At 46.6% G+C, this 16667-nt stretch carries 11 protein-coding genes and 2 pseudogenes; 7 read left to right on the top strand and 6 right to left on the bottom strand.

What is annotated here, in order from left to right; genetic code table 11:
* Nucleotides 1-44 precede the first annotated feature (44 nt).
* The gene (gene tsaD / locus D0A34_07690) at nucleotides 45-1118 is read right to left on the bottom strand and encodes a tRNA (adenosine(37)-N6)-threonylcarbamoyltransferase complex transferase subunit TsaD (protein UNU18775.1); all 1074 of its coding nucleotides are present in this window, start codon (nucleotides 1116-1118) and stop codon (nucleotides 45-47) included.
* 330 nt (nucleotides 1119-1448) lie between these two features.
* On the opposite strand from tsaD, the gene D0A34_07695 reads away from it, so the two are divergent.
* The 4 genes from D0A34_07695 (at nucleotide 1449) to D0A34_07710 (ending at nucleotide 4109) form a co-directional block, all read left to right on the top strand.
* Nucleotides 1449-1937 carry a Photosystem I reaction center subunit III gene (locus tag D0A34_07695; protein ID UNU18776.1) on the top strand — a complete coding sequence of 163 codons (489 nt, stop codon included), beginning with the start codon at nucleotides 1449-1451 and terminating at the stop codon, nucleotides 1935-1937.
* Nucleotides 1938-2054: 117 nt separating this feature from the next.
* Nucleotides 2055-2183, top strand: a complete 129-nt coding sequence (locus tag D0A34_07700; GenBank protein ID UNU18777.1) for a photosystem I reaction center subunit IX — start codon at nucleotides 2055-2057, stop codon at nucleotides 2181-2183.
* A 245-nt stretch (nucleotides 2184-2428) separates the two neighbouring features.
* The gene (locus D0A34_07705) at nucleotides 2429-3241 is read left to right on the top strand and encodes a carbon-nitrogen hydrolase family protein (protein UNU18778.1); all 813 of its coding nucleotides are present in this window, start codon (nucleotides 2429-2431) and stop codon (nucleotides 3239-3241) included.
* A gap of 349 nt (nucleotides 3242-3590) precedes the next feature.
* Nucleotides 3591-4109: an acetolactate synthase small subunit gene (locus D0A34_07710; GenBank protein UNU18779.1), complete on the top strand. Its 519-nt coding sequence runs from the start codon at nucleotides 3591-3593 to the stop codon at nucleotides 4107-4109.
* A gap of 141 nt (nucleotides 4110-4250) precedes the next feature.
* On the opposite strand, the gene D0A34_07715 is transcribed toward D0A34_07710, so the two are convergent.
* Together D0A34_07715 and D0A34_07720 are read right to left on the bottom strand one after the other, a co-directional pair.
* Nucleotides 4251-7796, bottom strand: a complete 3546-nt coding sequence (locus tag D0A34_07715) for a phosphodiesterase (GenBank protein ID UNU18780.1) — start codon at nucleotides 7794-7796, stop codon at nucleotides 4251-4253.
* 190 nt (nucleotides 7797-7986) lie between these two features.
* A complete protein-coding gene (locus tag D0A34_07720; protein ID UNU18781.1) occupies nucleotides 7987-9291 on the bottom strand; it encodes a transposase in 1305 nt (434 codons plus the stop codon).
* On the opposite strand from D0A34_07720, the gene D0A34_07725 reads away from it, so the two are divergent.
* The 3 genes and pseudogenes from D0A34_07725 to D0A34_07735 all read left to right on the top strand — a co-directional run bounded on the left by D0A34_07725 (nucleotide 9290) and on the right by D0A34_07735 (nucleotide 12108).
* Nucleotides 9290-10297 carry an alcohol dehydrogenase gene (locus tag D0A34_07725; GenBank protein UNU18782.1) on the top strand — a complete coding sequence of 336 codons (1008 nt, stop codon included), beginning with the start codon at nucleotides 9290-9292 and terminating at the stop codon, nucleotides 10295-10297. The two genes, D0A34_07720 and D0A34_07725, sit on opposite strands and share 2 nt — an antisense overlap.
* 432 nt (nucleotides 10298-10729) lie before the next feature.
* Nucleotides 10730-11029: pseudogene (locus D0A34_07730) on the top strand (IS5/IS1182 family transposase).
* Nucleotides 11030-11260: 231 nt separating this feature from the next.
* Nucleotides 11261-12108 (top strand): annotated as a pseudogene (locus tag D0A34_07735) (IS630 family transposase).
* A 23-nt stretch (nucleotides 12109-12131) separates the two neighbouring features.
* Here D0A34_07735 and D0A34_07740 read toward each other — a convergent pair.
* From D0A34_07740 to D0A34_07750, 3 genes are all read right to left on the bottom strand, one after another.
* The gene (locus D0A34_07740; protein UNU18783.1) at nucleotides 12132-13790 is read right to left on the bottom strand and encodes an asparagine synthase; all 1659 of its coding nucleotides are present in this window, start codon (nucleotides 13788-13790) and stop codon (nucleotides 12132-12134) included.
* A gap of 87 nt (nucleotides 13791-13877) precedes the next feature.
* Nucleotides 13878-15323 carry a serine/threonine protein kinase gene (locus D0A34_07745; GenBank protein UNU18784.1) on the bottom strand — a complete coding sequence of 482 codons (1446 nt, stop codon included), beginning with the start codon at nucleotides 15321-15323 and terminating at the stop codon, nucleotides 13878-13880.
* 139 nt (nucleotides 15324-15462) lie between these two features.
* Entirely contained in the window at nucleotides 15463-16467 is a 1005-nt protein-coding gene (locus D0A34_07750) for a LysR family transcriptional regulator (protein ID UNU18785.1), read from the bottom strand.
* Nucleotides 16468-16667 lie beyond the last annotated feature (200 nt).

Raw genomic sequence — 16667 nt, forward strand, 5'->3', positions numbered from 1 at the left:
TTTGGTTGACGGTTGGCTGGTGAGTGTTGACTGTTGACTGTTAACTAATGACTCTTGTAGAGTTCCATAATATCGCTGACAGCCATCCGCGAATTTGGTCCCAAAGTCAGCGGCGATGTGTGTCCTCGCTGCAAGTGTTCTGCCGCCGCACAGCCGATCATTGCTGCGTTGTCTGTACAATATTTTAATGGCGGAAACAATACTCGCAAGTTGTGTTTTGCTGCTGCTGCTTGTAAGTGTTTTCGGAGTCCGCTGTTTGCTGCAACTCCCCCACCGACTACAATAGTGGTAAGCCCGAAATTTACGGCGCAGTCGATCGCTCTTTTCGTTAAACCCTTGGCTACTGTTTCCTGAAAGCTGGCCGCAATATCATTAATTGTAGAGGCAGGCAAGATGCCTTCCGCACCCCCATTGTTATTTTGTTTCTTGAGTTTCTGTACTAATTGCAAAACTGCGGTTTTCAACCCGCTAAAACTACTGTCGTAAGGATGGTAGCCGCCACCAGGCAAGGAAATTCTGCCTTCTGGTAGAGGGTATGCTTGGGGATTGCCAAGGGCGGCCAATTTGTCAATCAGCGGCCCGCCGGGATATCCTAGCTGCAACAGTCTCGCAACTTTATCAAAAGCTTCGCCGGCGGCGTCGTCGCGCGTGTGTCCTACAGTTTCATAAACGCCGCAATCTTTGACATAAATAAAGCTAGTGTGTCCCCCGGAAACTAACAAACACAAAAACGGTGGCTGCAAGTCGGGTTCGGTAAGGTAAGAAGCGTAGATGTGCCCTTCGAGGTGGTGGACGCCTAAAAAAGGTTTTTGATGGACGATTGCCAAGCTTTTCGCCGCTGTCAGCCCGACTAACAATGCACCTACTAAACCGGGGGCACAAGTCGCTGCAATGCCGTCAATTTCTGACCAACTCAGGTTTGCTTCACCTAGACACTGGGCAATTACCTGATTTAGCATTTCTAGGTGACTCCGCGAAGCCACTTCCGGCACTACTCCGCCAAACTGCTCGTGGATTTTAATTTGTGATGCTACAACATTGCTGCAAACTTGACGATTCTTAACAATCGCTGCTGCGGTTTCGTCACAACTTGTTTCGATCGCGAAAATGGTTGCCATTAACTGGTAATTTTATTTGATAGGTTAGTTATTGCTAGCTTAACTAATTCGGCGCAAGTCCCCCGCTCTACCTGTACTCAGGTTATTGTTAAGGGATTTTTGCCCCCCGAAGGACAGAGGCCATCATCTGATGCAAGGAAGCTATATCCTCGCGGTATTGCTAGCTCAGCATTGACCTATGAAAACGCGAATCCCTCATTCTATTGGGCTTTGCCGCATCACTGATGGATACTTTAGACTGTCAACAAATGCGGTAATTTGGATTCGCGATCGGCAAGTTGAAATGCTTGTACAAAAACTTATTGTTTTGTAACAAAAGGAAACAATTCCATGCGACGATTGTTTGCTGCAATTTTAGTGTTGAGTGTCTGGTTCAGTTTTGCTCCAGTTGCTTCGGCTTACAATTTAGTGCCGTGCAAAGACTCTCCCGAATTCCAGGAACTGGCTAAAAATGCGCGTTCTACGAATGGCGACCCGGCATCTGCGAAAGCGCGGTTCGATCGCTATTCTCAAGCTATGTGCGGCCCGGAAGGATACCCGCACTTAATCGTAGACGGCAACTTGAGCAGAGCAGGGGACTTTTTGATTCCTAGCATACTGTTCTTGTATATGGCAGGTTGGATTGGTTGGGTGGGCCGTTCTTATCTGCAAGTTACCAAAAAATCAGCAACACCAGAGGAAAAAGAGATTATTATCGACGTTCCTTTGGCTCTCAGATGTATGCTGAGCGGCTTTTTATGGCCTCTGGCAGCTATCACATCAATCACCAGCGGTGAAATGTTTGCCAAGGAAGACGAAATTACTGTTTCCCCCCGCTAAAATAGGGAAATGGAGAAGCGCTAATAGCTAACAGTTAAGTAATTAACTGCAAATTAGCAATTAGGCGTAGACCGATCGGCAATTACCAACTGTCTCGAATTTTCAGGAGCAGAATTCATGCAATATTTTGTCAGGTTTCTTTCGACCGCACCAGTATTGGCTATCCTTTGGCTATCTATTCAAGGCGCGGCTTTAATTGAATTTAACCGTTTTTTCCCAGACCTGCTTTTCCATCCGATGCCTTAAGATTTGAGGGAAATTAGGTTGCAAAACCTAGGAGGAAAAAGTTGAGAGTTTTGAGTTTTGAGTGATGAGTTACAGGTGAATTTAAAGCTCAAATATCAAAACTCTCAAACCATACCAGTTAGTGCAAAACCAGCACCTAAATGGGTGAAAGCCAAGGATATAAACTATTTAGTTATCAAATTAGTTACCAATGACTAATGACTAATGACTAATGATTAATGACTATTGACTAATATTGTGAATCGATGAAGTCTTATCTCGCCGCAGCAATTCAAATGACTAGCTTGCCTGACCTGCAAAAAAATTTGGTTCAGGCAGAGGAATTAATCGACCTGGCAGTACGTCGGGGTGCGGAGTTAGTTTCCTTACCAGAAAATTTCTCGTTTATGGGAGAAGAGGAGGAAAAAATGGCTTTTTCAGAGGCGATCGGACTCGAAAGCGAAAAATTCCTCAAAACGATGGCCCAACGGTTCCAGGTAACGATTCTGGGCGGCGGATTTCCAGTGCCGACTCCAGGGGGGAAGGTATACAATACTTGTTTGCTGGTAGACCCAAACGGCACTGAAGTGGCAAGGTACAAAAAAGTACATTTGTTCGATGTGGATGTTCCCGACGGCATTACTTACAGGGAATCGAACACTGTGAAAGCTGGTGAAGATTTGCCGTCAGTTTATGTGTCGCCGGAGTTGGGGACGCTGGGACTTTCCGTGTGCTATGACGTGCGGTTCCCGGAAGTGTACAGGCATTTGTCGTACAAGGGGGCTGATATTTTGTTCGTGCCGGCGGCGTTTACTGCTTACACTGGCAAGGATCACTGGAAGGTTTTGTTGCAAGCTAGGGCGATCGAGAATACTTGTTATATGATTGCCCCTGCACAAACTGGCCGCCACTACGGCCGCCGTCAAACTCACGGTCACGCGATGATTATAGACCCTTGGGGTACGGTTTTGGCGGATGCTGGAGAGGAACCGGGTGTGGCGATCGCAGAAATTAATCCCGATCGACTAGAACAAGTCCGCCGCCAGATGCCATCTCTGCAACACCGGGTTTTTATTTGAAGGAATTTTGAGACCAAATGGTCTCAAAATTTCAGTCCTAGTGGGCCACCCGACCTGAAAAGTTTTTATTCGATCAAGTAATTGTGTCGGTTCGTACACAAAAAAACTTAGATCATGTGGGTGCGATCGACAACAATAAGCGGGCGGGGGCGGATTGACGCTGATCTATGAGTGATATTGTCGATCGGACGTGACTCTGGCCCCGACAGCTTAATATATTGTTTTTTCCCGCAGATGAACGGCCAATAACTCGCGATAAAATATCTAATGCAGGTTCAATGGGCGTGCACTTCTGCTAAAAGGCGAATTGGCGAAAGTAGAATTGCACGAAATGCGTCTTTTTGGAGAAATGAAACACACTCTTTCGGTTTTAGTTGAAGATGAAGCGGGTGTCCTCACTCGAATTGCTGGTTTGTTTGCCCGTCGGGGTTTTAATATTGAAAGTCTGGCCGTTGGCCCGGCGGAACAAGGAGGAGTGTCTCGGATTACGATGGTTGTACCGGGAGATGACCAAATTATCGAGCAGTTGACAAAGCAACTGTACAAGTTGATTAACGTGCTTAAAGTTCAGGATATAACGGAAATTCCCTGTGTGGAACGGGAGTTAATGTTACTGAAAGTTAATGCTGCTAGCGGGACGCGATCGGAGATAATTGAGTTAGCTCAAATTTTTAGAGCGCGAGTTGTGGATATTGGTGATGATACGCTGACATTGGAAGTTGTGGGAGATCCCGGTAAAATGGTGGCGATCGTCCAGGTTCTGAATAGATTTGGGATTAAGGAAATTGCTCGTACTGGGAAAATTGCCCTAACGCGGGAGTCGGGGGTCAATACTGAGTTTCTCAAGTCTTTGGAAGCGAAACTTTAAGGAAGAAGGAAGAAGGAAGAAGGAAGAAGGAAGAAGGAAGAATGTTTTAACTTCCAATTGCTAATTTCCAATTCCCGATTCCCTTTTCCCACTTTCCTTTTACCAATGACTACTAACTAAGGACTAATGACTGATGACTAATTACCATTTAGGTTGACTTTCTATCAAAAGTGTGGCTGCCATGCTGTCTATCGGCTTTGAGAAAAAGTATCCTTGTCCGTATTCGCATTGCAGGGCTCTGAGTAAATTAAGCTGTTCGCTGGTTTCGATTCCTTCAGCAATTACATCCATACCTAAATGACTGGCTAAAATTAAAATAGTCTGTACAATCGCTTCGTTGCCTTCATCTTCAGTCATGCGGCTAACAAAAGCTCGATCGATTTTTAAAGCATCAGTTGGAAAAGTGTGCAGGCGGCTCAAAGAAGAATAGCCAGTGCCGAAATCGTCAATATATAATTGAATTTCTAAATTTTTCAATTCCGCGAGGATAGCCACTGCAGATTCGGCATTTTCCATGATAACCCCTTCAGTAATTTCTAACTTTAAACTGCGGGGGTCAAGCTGAGTTTCTTGTAAAATTTCGCGGATGCGATCGATTAAATCCGGTTGTTTAAATTGTTGGTTAGAAAGGTTGACGCTGACAGTCAACGGCGAATTTGCTGGGAATTTTTGGTGCCACTCGTGGATCTGACGGCAAGCCGATCGCATCATCCACCAGCCCATAGGTATAATCAATCTCGTTTCTTCAGCTACTAAAATAAACTCGCCAGGAGATACGACACCCCGCTGCGGGTGATACCACCGCAGCAGCGCTTCAAAACCGCTGATTTTACCGCTGATTAGAGAGACGATGGGCTGATAGTAAAGCTGAAATTCCTGGGAGTCTAAAGCGCGTCGCAGGTCGTTTTCCAGTTGCAAAAGGGCGACGGCGCGAGTGTGCATACTTAAGTCAAAAACTTCGTGGCGAGCTTTGCCCAATCCCTTAGCATGATACATCGCAGCATCTGCATCTCGGAGCAGTTCTTCAGGTCGATCGTACAACATGGGTAAGGGGACAGGGGGAACAGGAGAGTCGGAAGATAAGCAAGACAAAGAAGTTTCCCGATCGATATTTCCCAGATTTTCGAGGCTCGACCGTTTGCTGGTTTCCGTTGGATAGGGAGGAAAACCAGAACAAACAATCCCAATGCTAGCACTGGTAAAAACTTGATACTCGTTAAGGTAAAAAGGCTCTGCCAGTTCCGCCTGCACTCGTTCGGCAATCACGATCGCATCGTCGGTGCTTTTGATATTTTCCAGCAAAATAGCGAATTCGTCGCCGCCGAGACGGGCAACGGTATCTCCAGCGCGCAAACAGATTCCCAGGCGCTGCGCGATCGCAATCAGCAACCGATCGCCAACTAAATGCCCCAAACTGTCGTTAACAACCTTAAAGCGATCGAGATCGATAAACAGCACCGCAAACAAAATCTCGGGGCGGCGTTTTGAAAGAGCGATCGCGTGCCCCAAGCGATCCATAAATAAAGCTCGGTTGGGCAAACCGGTTAGCATATCGTGCAAAGCATCGTGTACTAACTTATCTTCTGCTATTTTGCGGAGGGTAATATCTTCGACAGTGCCTTCGTAGTAAAGTAAATTTCCGTCAGGGTCGCGAACTGCCCGGCCGTTCTCGGAAACCCAGATAGTAGTGCCGTCAGCGCGGTAAACTTGGGACTCGAACTCAGACACAAAACCGTGTTTTTCGATCGCGCGCAAAAACTCGACGCGCCGATTGGGATCGAGGTAAAGTTGGCGGTCTATATCTTGGATATTCGCGATCAATTCGGCGGCCGACTCGTAGCCGTAAATTCTCGCCAAAGCAGGGTTAGCGCTGAGGTAGCGTCCGTCGGGCGTTGTCTGAAAAATGCCTTCGATCGCATTTTCAAAGATACTGCGGTATTTCTCTTCCGCCTGTTGCAGGGCGAATTCTGCCTGCTTGCGATCGGTGATATCCGTCAACGTGACGAGATAGCCTAGAACTTCACCGCTTTTGGTCATTTCTGGCACTGCTTGCCAAAAGACCCAGGTTGTGAAGTCACCCTTGCAAAAACGGTACTCTAACTTACAGGGCAACTTGTCTGTGACAGCGCGATACCACTGGCTCAAAACACGCTCGCGGTCTTCCGGATGCAAACTTTGCGCCCAACCTTCGCCTATTGCCATTAGCGCAGTCAGTCCCGCCATCTCCAAAAATCGCTCATTGACGTACAAGCAATCTCCAGCAGCGTCGGCACGAAAAATCCCGACCGGCAGTATTTTTGCCAAGGTGTAATAGCGGTATTCGCTTTCTAGCAGGGCGCTGGCTGCTACTTTAGTCTCTGTGATGTCAAACATTGCGCCTTGAAGAATGACAGACTTGCTTGCTTCATCGCGAACTGCGGTCGCTTGATCGCGGAACCAGACGACTCGACCGTTGCGGGCGATCGCGCGGTATTCTGAAACCAGCGACCCCTCGCAGAAGATATCTTCTCCATCAGTGAATTTCTGTGTGGCGTTTTCAACTAACACACGGTCACGGTCTTCTGGGTGAACGAGTTTCAGCCACAGGTCGGGATCTGCTCTCCATTCCGCTACAGAATAACCTAGAAAAGTCTCGATTTGCGGGCTGATGTAAAGTTTGGCAGCCTTGCGGTTGAGGGGAGAAATGTAGGTGACAGCGGGCATTTGTTCTACCAGGGCGCAGTATTTCGCTTCTACAGTGGACAGTGCTGCTTCTAGGCGCTGGCGCTCTAATTCGGCGGCTGCCCGTCCCGCAAAGATGCTGAGAATTAATCGGAATTTGGCAAGATGTGCTTCGACCAGGGGTCGATCGTGAAAAATACAAATAATGCCTAAAGGTTCGCCGTAAGAGTTTTTCAGCAAGACTCCCAGGAAACTGCGCGCACCTATAACTATCGGTCTGCGGTCTTCTGGAAAGGTTTCGCATAGGTAGTCGGGACACGAATACATTCCCCCCTCGAGCACCCGCGCTTCGGGAGTATTGGCGGTGTCGCACTCAAAGTTTGGCTGCTGCTGTCCGTCGCTCCAAAAACTGATAAGTTGCAATCTATTGGTCGCAGCATTGCTGCGTGCCTTCGGCTTAATCGATTTGGCAGCGACGGCGGTGCGAACTCCGAGTGCTGAGGCTAAGTGGCAAACTAAGGCATCAAAGAATTCAGCCCCCCCCGGCGAATCAGTAACTGCTAGGATTTCGCCCAGCAAATGTTCCTCTAATTGCTCGGAAGCAGTAAATTTGGGAGGATTCTCGGCATTCGGGCGATCGAGATTTTCTCCCATCGAACCCGAAATGCCCAGACTTAGGGTTTTGCAGGTTCGAGGCCCCACAAGAGGCGAAGAATTCACACTTAGGCGCTCTTGCTTGGCTAAGAATACAGCGCGGCCCATACCTAAAACTTTACCCAAGAAGCTGTCAGTTGCCGGCCACAGATTTGAGTTCGGGAAAATCAAAAAGTTTTTCCGCATTTTCAATCCCGCAGATAAATCGTCGGGCTTTAATTCTGCCAACTGCCGTTGCTCTTGGGCTAGCGGTAGACTAGATGGCCTTCGGTGGCACTTGATATAAATCGCGGACACCAAGGCTAAAGTCGCCGATAATCCCAGAAAATATGCAAGAATCTCAAAGTAAAAAAATAAATCTAGCTCGAACATCGATTAGCACCGCTCGACAATTGTTGTAGTTATCTGAAGCCAATCTATTTAAAAATAACTAAGTATCGTCACGGATGGGTAACGAATACAAGCTCAGATCGCCGTGAAGGCGACAAGAGAGTTAACAGTTCACAAAAAACCTGGCAATACTTGACATTACGGAACTTTTTGTGGTTTTTTTCGTACAGGATCAACCCGGACTGGTGAAATTGCAAACACATATACGGTTGTGGCACTCCTCTAAGGGTGAGTTTACGTTTACTTTTATAATCATATTTAACGCTGCATTCACATCAGCATTAATCCGACTTTCATTGAAAGAGCTAAACCACCCTCGTTTACCTCTCTTACCCTGGCAAGACTCTTGCTTACCCACAGGCTCTAAATCCCAAAAGCTGGGCTTATTTGTATAAGATGCTTGTGTAATTATTACCTTGATACAGAATAAATCCGTTTTGTAAGTAATAAATTTTATGAGCTGGGTATGAGAAATTACCACAAAATTCTGAGGCTTCTTTTCTAATCTTATATTTTGTTTATCCCTCACCTTGGTGCCACTAATTAACTGGATTATTTTCTCATCCACCAACCGCTTGACAATCAAACTGCTGGTTTGATGAAGGTAGTTTTCTAATCGCTTGTTTTGATTAAAGGTGATTTGCTGGATTTGGCGCGTGGTAGATTTTCCCTGGTGAAGTTTTGACCGTAAAAAGGCTCTGCGCTGATTGAAACCTTCATTGATTGATTTGTGATGTTTTTTATCATAGATAGTTGGAGTAAATGTTGGCTTATTGGATGCCAAAACTACGACGTTATCAATCCCTAAATGTGTACCTGGTCTGAGGTGGCAATTTAAATCCACCAACGTTACAGGCTTTTGATTGGCAACCTCAACAAAGTAGCTCGCTGTTGGAAAACCTCTCCTTACCTTGATTAAATTTGGAAATTTTGTAGAAATTATTATGTCATTTTGAGATAAATGAAGTAGTCCATTATTTTTGTCACCTCCCCTTTTTTCTCTCGATTGGTTATCAGGACTTAACAAGTTACGTCGCCAGATTTTATGTTTGTATTGGGAGATGCTGGGGAGAAATGAAAATCGAGGTAGATCGAGATCATAAGCTATTCTTGACTTTTGGCAATCCTCCCAATCGTGAACAACTGGTTTGAGAATTTGAGTGCTAATTTTAACAGGGAATGATTGAGAGCCGTCTGTAGATTTTAAGATGGCAGATAACTGTCTGATAAGTCTGGTAGTACCAACTTTAGATACCGAAGGAAAAAAGTGTTTCCTCATATAATATTTACCAGGATTGTAGAGATTTATCAACAGAAACGATAAGTCATCAAACTGTTTATAAAACTGATGCTGCCCATCTATGTAAAGCCTTTCAACAACAATCATAAATTTTGGGATAAACGAAAAGTTTTTTGTTGCTTTGCTAAGCAATATACAATAAAGTCTAGGGATTATCTGATCTAGTGTAACACCCATGATGAAAGCGATCGTTTTTCACACGCCCGGAAGCCCGTCCGTATTGAAACTGCAAGATATCCCCGCGCCTACTATACAAACAGAAACTGAAGTTTTGGTACGGTTGCGAGCGGCGGGGATCAATCCGATAGATACTAAGTTGCGATCGCGCGGCACTTTTTACCCCGAGAGAACTCCTCACGTTTTGGGGTGCGACGGTGCTGGAGTCGTAGAGGCTGTCGGCGCTGGTGTGCAAAGTTTCCAAGTGGGAGACGAGGTTTTTTTCTGCAATGGCGGTTTGGGCGGGTCGATCGGTACTTATGCTGAGTTTGCCGTTGTAGACCAACGCTTTCTCGCCATCAAGCCTGCTGCTTTAAGTTTTGCTGAGGCGGCGGCGGCACCGTTAGTTTTAATTACAGCTTGGGAATCGCTGTACGATCGAGGGCGTTTGCAAGCCGGCCAAAAAGTGCTGGTTCAAGCTGGTGCAGGCGGTGTCGGCCACGTCGCGGTACAGTTGGCGAAGTTACAGGGGGCAGAGGTTTGCACGACCGTTAGTTCTGAGGAAAAAGCCAATTTTGTCAAGCACTTAGGGGCAGATTCAGTTATTTTATACAAAAATACCAATGTTGTCGATGAGGTTTTGACTTGGACTCAAGGACAAGGAGTTGATTTGGCTTTCGATACAGTCGGGGGAGAAACTTTTTACCAAACTATTCCGGCTGTGAAGATTTATGGAGATTTGGTAACCATTTTGGAACCCGATCCAGCTTTGGGCAATTTGAAAACAGCGAGAATGCGGAATCTGAGAATTAGCCTGGAATTAATGTTAACACCCATGCTGGAAGGTTTGGTGGAGGAACAGGAACAGCAGGCTCATGTTTTGCAGAAGTGTGCTCGTTTGTGCGATCGCAACTTGCTAAAAATTCACGTCAGCAAAACTTTCCCTCTCGAAGAAGCGCAAGCCGCTCACGAACTTTTAGAAACAGGATCGGTAACCGGTAAAATAGTGATTGAAATTGGGGGTTAAAAATGCGGATGGTTAAAATTGCCCGTTGAAGAATCGCGGGCGATTGAGAATGGCGGGCGATTTCAAGAGACTGTTGGCGAATTTAAAAAGGGTGAAACCAAACATCCAATAATCATCGCAAGAGAACTATAGCAATCCTAAATGAGTCGTAAACTTTTTACCCCACCCCAACCCTCCCTGAACCCGCGCAGGGCTGTTTCCTTCTCTTGTAGGGGCTGCCCGAATCCCACCAAATGCCTAACAAATCGTGGATGGGTCGGGTCGGCATTCTTGGCAGGACAAGAGTCAAAAGGCTTGTTTTCCTGAGAATGAAACAGCCCTACCCCTTACCAATGGGAGGGAGTAAGAAATTCACAAATGATGCGAGGATTTCTATATAGAGCCCATTTGACATCTTGAGGTCGATCGTTCACAACGGTCGCTCTCTTCAGAATATTGCTAGACCACGGGTATCAGCCCGAGCATTTAACTATTGGATTACAGAAGATTTATCAACAAATAATGACAAAAGTCTCGTTTGAATTGTTGAAAAACTACTATAAAATAAGCAAAATAAATACAGTAAAAATCGGTATTTATTCCGGTAAAGGCAACATGGATAATTGAACCGTCAAATTCTTAGAGAGAAAGGTGCAAAATCCTCGTTAATAATTTTGATATAACTCTGGCTAATTCGACGGTTAAGTGAATCTTTGTTGTATTAGGCTGATGATTAAAAGGCTGGCAGCCTAAAAGATGACAAATCGCTTCTATAAACAAGAGCGAAAACCGCATAGGAAAAATGCCACTGTCGATCAAGAAATTTGGGGGTCAAGTGCTGAAGTTGACACGACGAAAGGCACGGCGCCGTGTCCTAATTTTGGATAACTAACGGCGATTCACTTGTATAGTCATTTCAAATAAATCTGAGACAAATGCAAGATGATGTAAAATCAAGAAAAATTGTTAACTCGGAGCCGAAAAATGGCATACAGTCTAGATTTAAGAAAAAGAGTAGTGGATTATGTGGAAAATGGAGGGGGTATAACTAAAGCCGCCGCCCTGTTTAAAGTAGGAAGAGCAACAATATACAGATGGCTAGGGAGGGAAGACCTTCGAGCCACTAAGGTAGAACACCGTGAGCGAAAGATAGACTGGGAAGCGCTCAGAAAAGATGTAGAAGAAAATCCCGAAGCAAGATTAATAGAAAGAGCAAGGAAATTCGGGGTGAGAGCGAGTGCCATATGCTATGCCTTAAAGAAAATGAAAATTACGAGAAAAAAAAAGAATATCGTTATAGAGAAAGGAATAGAGAAGAAAGAATACAATACTACCAAACACTGAGAAATTTAATTAAAGCTCATGGGAGTAAAAGCCTTGTATTTATTGATGAGTCAGGGTTTGAAGAGTTTCATGCTTGTGTTTATGCGTGGTCAAAAAAAGGAAAAAAAGTATATGGGGATAGACAAGGAAAACGCGGAAAAAGAGAAAATTTAGTAGCAGGAAGAAGAAAAGGAAACAAGGACTTGATTGCACCTATGGTCTTTACAGGGAGCTTGAATGCAGAAAGTTTTGAAGGGTGGTTAGCTTTATATTTATTGCCATCTTTAACAATACCATCAATATTAATCATGGATAATGCACCGATTCATCGTAAGACAGCAATTAGACTGCTGGTGGAGGAAGCAGGCCATCAGATACTTTTTTTACCAAAATACTCTCCTGACTTAAATGATATTGAGCATGATTTTAGTGCATTAAAGAGAGCTATAATGTATTCGCATTCTGCCACATCTCTTGATGAGATTATTCGCGCTTATTGTGCAACTTAGTGTCTCATTTTTATTTGAAATAACTATAACCAAATTTCCAGCGTCACCAGCAGCCACAGCTTCAGCCCATAGCGGGGAAAAACTTCTCCACGATAGTTTAGCCACTCGCGGATTAGTGTTCGATCAAGGTAAGGCGCGATCGCCGCATGACGATTCAGCAGCAACGATCGCGCTTGCCGCTGCCAATCCCTCAAAAACCACTGCTGCATCGACATCACCATGCCACTTTTCGGACGGTTGACAATCACATCGGGCAGCAAATCCGCCACAGCAGCTTTGAGAACCGCTTTTTCCTGGGCGCCCGAAAGCTTATATTCTGGCGGAATTTGCAAACTCAGTGCCACCATCCGCGCATCGAATAGGGGCGATCGAGCTTTTAGTCCCGCTGCAGCCGTGAGATTATTCACCTTGGTCAAAATGTAATCGGCTCCTTTAAACTCAATGTTGAGCCGCATCAGCCGATTCAAAAACGTCGTTTCTGTCTGTTGCAATTCCTCAGCAAAGACGGAAGGCGCATTCTTCACCTTTTCCCAAACCTCCGGCTTCAGCAAACGTGGCAAATCCACATAGCATTTTTGAAACGAAGTCAAGTAAGCTGCGCTCAGATCTGGTTTACCCTGAATCGAACCATACAAACTATTCAGTAACATCGGCTTATTTTTCGGCCCGCCAAAGCACGGATCGCCGCCTTCGCCATTGAATACCACGTCTGCGAATTGCTTTGCCGATCGCCCCAACAGCAAATTGGGAACCGTCAAGCCTTCCCCCACCGGATCATCCATCGCCGCCAGCGTTTCCGGTAGCAACTCCCAAATTTGCTTTGGCGAAACTTCTAAAATATGGTGCTCAGTGCCACAATGTGCTGCGACGATGTTGGCAAATTCAATCTCGCTGGGATATTGAGCGCCAAAGTGCATCGAAAAAGTGTGTACCGGACGATCGTGCAGCCTTGTGGCGATCGCCGCGACGCAACTTGAGTCAATCCCGCCCGAAAGGTATGCTGCGACTGGTTCTCCCGGTGGTAGCGCTTCCTGCACCAGTTGTTCCAAAAGCGATCGCACTTGTTGACTATGCCATTCCAAAGGGCGATCGGCGTTAGTAATTTGCTCCTGTGGCTGCCAGTATCTCTGCGCCTCAACATCCGGTAAGTACAAGTAGCTACCGAGCCGCAACTCTCGCACGGCTTCCCACAGCGTTTGTGCTCCGGGTACAAACGCACAGCACAAGTAGTCGCGCAAAGCAACTAAATCAAGTTCTCGATCGTGATACGGATTGAGCGATCGCAGTCGGGGCGCTATCCAGCGAGTCGTTCCTGTACGGGTGTAATAAAGCGTTTTGGCTCCAACGCGATCGCGCCCCAGACACAAGGTTTGTTCGTCTCTATCCCACACGGCAAGGGCAAATTGTCCTGACAGCAAGCTCAGTGTTTTAGTACCGTACTGCTCCCATAGCCACGCGACGATTGCCAAATCGGTCAATCCATCTGTGTCAATCTGTTGTTTGAGCATGGGGGTGCGATCGAAGCAGCAGTCACCTACCAGCACAAATCGCTGATTGGGGCTGAAGGTGGGTTGAGCTCCGATTATGGCAAAACCGGAAGTTGCCCAAGTTGCAGGGTGCGATCGGGCCGCAGGGCCCCAAGCAATTACCCAATTAGGGTAGATAGACTTCTGAGTCTGCATTTTAAATTAGACATCTCCCATAATTAATTATTGTGGAACAGGCATCTTGCCTGTTCAAAACAGGCTTTTCTGGAGATGACTATTACATTAAAAAACGTTTGAAAGTAACTTATAAATTAAGCGAAAAATAGCTGTTCCAGCGATCGCACCCAAAGCACCCAACCATCCCACAAACAACACGCCAGTGATCGGAGAATTCGGATAAATCGCAAGTGCCGCCGTCTGCAAAGCCGGGAAAAACCACAGCAAAGCCAGAGTACCTGCACCAATAATCAACATCTCAGTTTGTTCGATCGCCCTGCGGTACTGCCCGTAAATCAAACCCGCCACAATCATCCCCAACAATCCGATACTCAAGCCAGGAGAGGGCAGCAAACTCGTCAGGGCGATCGCCAGCAACCCCCCCTCAAAACCCGTAAACGCCGCCCCCGACAAAACCTCCCAAATCGAAAAAGTCGCTCTCTGCGAAGGTTGCAGCCCTCCCGGAGGTGTTGCAGGAACCCGTACAGGAGGAGGCAGAGTCGGTTGAAGAGGTATCGGAGGCGGCGCCACCACGACTGTAGGTGGTTGAGAATGTTGTTGAGGCCCAGACATCAGAGCCGCTTCCACCTCACTCGCAGATTGAAAACGCTGGCTGGGAGCTGACAATAACATTCGATCGAGAACGTGAGCCAAACGCGAACTTACCTGCACCCGCGACTGCCAATTCCACTCGTTTCTGTAACTATCAAAAAGCTCCGTCGGCTGCAAACCACTCAGCAAAGTAATACAAGTCACAGCCAAAGCATACAAATCCGTTGCCGGATAAACTTCTTGCCCGCTCATCTGTTCTGGCGGAGCGTAACCCAAAGAATAAATACCCGTCGAAGCTTTTGCACTCCCAACACTTTGTGTTACTTGTTTAACAGCCCCAAAATCTAATAAATAAAGCCGACCGTTTTTACCCCGCATAATATTAGCAGGTTTAATATCCCGGTGAATCGAACCGCGAGAGTGCACAAAATCGAGAACCTTCAAAATTTCTCGCAGCACCTCCACCGTTTCCGCCTCCGAAAACCTGCCTTTAACAGCCTGTTCATCCTCCAAATTTTTACCGTCAATAAATTCTTGAACCAGATAGAAAAACTGCTCGTTTTTTCCCGGCTGCAAACTCGTAACAGTCAGCTCAAAAAAAGCCAGCAAACTCGGAATTTGGGAATGTTCGTTTCCCAATTCTTCCAGCACCGCCGCTTCCCGTTCAAACAGAGTTTGAGCGATTTTTAGCTGGGGCGGAGTCAGACTTACCGACGGCTGCAAAAGTTTAGCAACGCACTGCCGCATCGCCGGAGTATAGCGGTCTCTGGCCAAAAACGCCGCCCCAAAACCGCCTTGACCCAATAACCTCACGGGCAAATAGCGGCCGCTCAAAATCAGGGGCATCCCGCAAGCCGTGCAAAACTTTTGCTGCACCGTTTTCAGCAGCGAACTGTCATTGAGGTCGGGAAAATAGTTTTGAGGGCGCGGGCAGCCCGGGCGGGTGCAGTAAACTTCCATTTTTGTTTGCTAAGAAGAAGGAAGAGGGAAGAAGGAAAAAGGAAGAAGGAAAAGGGAAGAAGGAAGAAAAAGTGATGGTTAAACCAGATTTCGATTTCTCAACTAACCGCGAACTGCTAACTGCCAGCGACCTAAGAGATTAACTTCCCGCTGAGTTGGGAGTTGCTATTTCTATGAATCCCAAATCGAGCGCCGGGGGTTCTTTCTTTTCGTGGATGGTCGAATAAGTAGCAAACTGGGGCAAAATTTCATTGCTGAAAGCCTCTGCTGCTTTAGAACGGTAGCGGTTGGGGTTGTAAATCAGCGACAAAATGCGAGTTACCAAAACTTCGTCCATTTGAGATTTGTGCAAGACGCCCATGAGCAACTCTTTTTCGATCGCCGAAACCGAGACAAAAGCAGCTCCCAGCCCCGACTGAACGGCATTTTTAATGGCTTCGATCGAATTTAGTTCCATCTCTATTTTCAAGCGGCGCGTGTCTATGCCGCAGCGAGTCAGTACCTGATCGATTACTTTGCGGATCGTAGACTGCGAATCGAGGGATATAAACTGCAATTTGTAAAGGTCTTCTTTTTGGATACTTTCTTGTTGTACCATCGGGTGGGACGGAGGAAGAATCAGAGCCAGTTCGTCCTCAGCGTAAGGAACAATTTCTAAAGCTTCTACAAGTTCGGTAGGAATCTCTCCGCCAACAATTGCCAAATCGATTTGCCCGTTCGCCACACTCCACGCCGTGCGGCGGGTCGAGTGAACGTGAAGCTGTACAGCTACATCCGGGTACTTTTGGCGAAACATCCCGATCATCCGGGGCAGCAAATAGGTCCCCGTTGTTTGAGAAGCGCCGACTATCAAAGTACCGCCTTGGAGATTTTGCAAGTCTTCCAGAGCTCGACAAGTTTCCTGGCAAAGCGATAAAATTTTCTCGCCGTAACTCAGCAGCAGGTGTCCGGCTTCGGTCAGTTGCGCCCGCCGCCCCCCCCGGTCAAACAGCGGCACGTCCAACTGTCTCTCTAAATTTTGCACCTGCAAGCTAACTGCTGGCTGGGATACATAGAGGCTGTCCGCGGCGCGTTTGAAGCTTCCTTCAGAGGCGATCGCCTTGAGAATGCGTAACTGGTCTAAAGTGAAAGGAAGGTCAGACATATATCTAAATTGTCAGTAGGTGTAGGGGCGGGTCTTCTGTCAATCTCTGCGGTCAATCGACAACCTGGTTCGATTTGGCGTGAAAAAGTCGGAGTTGACTTCGATGCCAGTCATTTGGCTGCAACAGACGCAACCTTACAGGCAGTTGTACTCGTCCTCTGTCCTCTGTCTTTAGTTGTTATTCGGTCACTAATGACTGA

Source organism: Microcoleus vaginatus PCC 9802 (assembly GCA_022701275.1).
GTDB classification, from domain to species: domain Bacteria; phylum Cyanobacteriota; class Cyanobacteriia; order Cyanobacteriales; family Microcoleaceae; genus Microcoleus; species Microcoleus vaginatus_A.